The sequence below is a fragment of the Selenomonadales bacterium genome, from assembly GCA_017442105.1.
Classification (GTDB): domain Bacteria; phylum Bacillota; class Negativicutes; order RGIG982; family RGIG982; genus RGIG982.
Genome location: JAFSAX010000080.1, coordinates 1 through 3279 on the forward strand (window position 1 = coordinate 1; position 3279 = coordinate 3279).

A 3279-nucleotide genomic window follows, 5' to 3' on the forward strand; every position below is an offset into this window, starting at 1 on the left:
GAGCAGAAGTTTTTCTTTTGGTACAAGTTTGAGCATCTTTTTGATATTGTTTTCTGTCCACGGAAGTGATGCTACCGAACCGCTGGTCGGACACGATGCCCAGTGCTCATCATAGGTCATGACCATCATATAATCCACTTTTTCAGCAAGCGCTTTTCTGTCATAACAGAGCGACCAATAAGAAGACTGTGCAGGCACCGTTACGTCGATCGAAGTGATGAGCCCCATCCGTCGGAACATATCGGACATTTCCCCGACGAACGCTGTCAATCTGTCTTTATCATCGTCATAAACATTTTCAAAGTCTATATTGATACCGTCAAGATCATAGATCATGCTGTATATCGCAAGCTGTCGAATGACATTTTCTCTCGCCCGCGAATCAGCTAAAACGTCACGTGTCAAGTTGCGGTCGAAGTTATTCGTAACAAGTGCCCATACACGGTATCCTTTGGCGTGCGCTTCATCGACATATGCACGCTTCGCTTTATTCCTCAGCGTACCGTCACGATCTATGATATCAAACCAAGTCGGCGACAGGATATCAAGCCCTGCGATCTTATCTTTTTGGCGTGTTGCTTCCGTCATGACATCCCACACCAAATTGATCTTACCCTCAATGGCGGGTTCATCTTTATTTTCTTCTTGCTTTAAATATCTTTTTCCGCTTTCTTCTTTTAATATGATGCTTTTTTTCGTTTTCTTTACTTCGACACCAAGCACCTCGGCCGGTTCTGTTACGGCAAAATAATGTTTCCCGTTTTTGTATTGCGTTTGAAACGACAATTCCAGTTCACGCATCAAAAGACGATTGAGGTCTTTGTACTCTGTACGCAGTTTTGCCATTGGAATGGACACGTGCTGATTCCCGTTCTTAACGCTTGCTTTTCTGTTAAGTGTTGGAACGACATTGCTTGGAATCCAAATTTGTCCGTCATGTTCATATGCTTCCTTGGTCAAAACGATCTTATCTTTTCCGTCTGCTTCCCAATATACCGACAGATTCGGTTTCGCTGCCTCGGCACTGTGAAAACCGAGCAAGCTCAAACAAAGAGAAGCGATCACCATTTTCTTTTTCATTGAATCCACCTTATCTTACTGTCAACGCGACAAGTCTTTTCCACTTTGGACTATACTACAATTCTGCTTTCTTTGTCAATCACAGAAGCGGCGCGAACAATCTCCAGACAGATTCTTCTCCTTTCAAGAATATGCTGCGCGACCAATCTGCTTGTGAGCGCATCTTTCGTGACCTGTCCCAATCATCGAGGAAAAATCCTTTGCACTGATATGCGATTGTTTGATCGTACAATATAGCGTTCGTTTCAAAATTGAGTGTAAAGCTTCTTCTGTCAAGGTTAGACGTACCGAGGGTAACGATACGCCCATCGACGATCCCCATCTTAGAATGAAGAAATCCGGGATAAAAAGCGATCTCTACACCGAGCTTCCATAATTCTTCCGCATACGATACAGACACCCTCTGCGCGAATCGATTATCCGAATGTGCCGATAATAAAATGCGTACCTCAACGCCACTTGCAACAGCAACACGTATTCCCTCCAAAAAGGACTCGTCCGGCACGAAATACGGCGTCTGAAGCCATACGGATTCCTTGGCACCATAGAGCATACGCAGATAGTTCCATTTGATAGCAGATGCTTTTTGATACGGTCCGCTCGATATAAGTTGAACGACAGCTTCTCCTGCTCTGTCACATTCGGAAAACAAGGTATTCTCATCGTCACCGATCGTACCGCCCGCGAACTGCCAATCAGCAAGAAATCTTGCTTGCAGGTCATGAACGATCTCCCCCTTCATACGAAGATGCGAGTCGCGCCACGGAATCTGATTGGCAACGTCGGTTCCCATATATTCTTCACCAATATTCATACCGCCCAGGTATCCTACTCGTCCGTCGATAACAACGATCTTACGATGATTACGATAATTGGCACGCAAATAATAACCGAGTCGAATTGGGAAAAACCGCTTTACCTGACCGCCTGCTTTCAAAAGCGGACGAAAAAGTTCATCCGAGGTAAAAAAGCTCCCACCATCATCATAGAGCAATCGCACGCGTACACCTTGTCTTGCTTTTTCCTCTAGCATACTCAGCAAATGTCGTCCAAATCGATCGTTACGAATGATGAAATATAAAAGATGGATCGTAGAAACCGCGTCCCTTATGTCGGCAAGAAGTGCCGAATATTTTTCTTTTCCGTTCACGAATACCTCTACAGAGTTATTCCCTCGCAAGCTGCCGTCGCCGATCCGCTCATTCATACGCACAAACATATCTTCCATTTCTCGAACAGATGGGCTCTGTTCTGTTCTTTTTTTTGCACGCACCTGTCTTCGCGCAACTGCCCATCGTTGGTAAAGAGGCAGACTTAGCCCGAAAAATAGGTATAATAAGAATCCAACGATCGGCAAAAAGATAAGTGCCAACAACCAGCACAGTGCCGTTTCGGGACGCTTCTTTTCTACGAATAACACGACACAAATAAAAACAATATTCATCGACCATACGATCACCATTGCCCATTGACCGACTTCTATCATTATGGCAGACTCCCATCTCGTTTCTGTTTAGCCTGTATACTTCATGCAAAAATTATACCTTTATAATAATATTGTTAAGAAAAAACATATATATCATGTAAAGCAGTACAGTATTTTTAATTTTTAAAAAATACTGCAAACCATAAAAATTCATGGTATAATAATTTTAAAGATATATCACTCCCAGGAGGTTTTTCATATGACTACCGCAATCAAAAAGATCCTTGTACCCGTAGACGGCTCCGGAACATCCGAAAAAGCACTCAACTACGCCGTATCCCTCGCTCTTTTGACGGGCGCACAAGTTGACTTAGTTCATGTTGTCAGCGTTACGGCAGGCGTTTCTGCGTTTACACATATCAGCCCGAACAGCTACGTTTCCGACTCGGTCATCGAGGCTGTACAAGAAGTCGGTCAAGAAGTTCTTGATACCGCAAGAAAAATGATCCCCGAAGGCGTTGCATCCGAATCCTTTATGGAGCTCGGCAGTGCGCCGACCGTTATCATCGACCTCTGCCGCAAAAACGATTACGACCAGATCGTCATGGGCAGCCGTGGCATGGGCACCGTCAAAGGTATGCTTCTTGGAAGCGTCAGCAAACATATCCTCCAATACGCACCTTGTCCGGTCACGATCGTAAAATAATCATATCGTTCACCATAAAATATAATATACCCCCATACGAATCGTATGGGGGTTCTTGATATAAAAA

General features: G+C 44.2%; 3 protein-coding genes. 1 reads left to right on the forward strand and 2 read right to left on the reverse strand.

Features of this window, described 5'->3' with window-relative positions:
- Both IJN28_03095 and cls read right to left on the reverse strand, forming a co-directional pair.
- Positions 1-1080, reverse strand: a 1080-nt coding sequence (locus IJN28_03095; GenBank protein ID MBQ6712759.1) for a hypothetical protein, incomplete at its 3' end; no start/stop codon positions are given.
- Positions 1081-1159: 79 nt separating this feature from the next.
- Complete coding sequence (cls, locus tag IJN28_03100) at positions 1160-2566, reverse strand: cardiolipin synthase (GenBank protein MBQ6712760.1); 1407 nt, start codon at positions 2564-2566, stop codon at positions 1160-1162.
- A 199-nt stretch (positions 2567-2765) separates the two neighbouring features.
- Here cls and IJN28_03105 point away from each other — a divergent pair, with 199 nt between their 5' ends.
- Positions 2766-3212: a universal stress protein gene (locus tag IJN28_03105; GenBank protein ID MBQ6712761.1), complete on the forward strand. Its 447-nt coding sequence runs from the start codon at positions 2766-2768 to the stop codon at positions 3210-3212.
- The last annotated feature ends 67 nt before the right edge of the window (positions 3213-3279 follow it).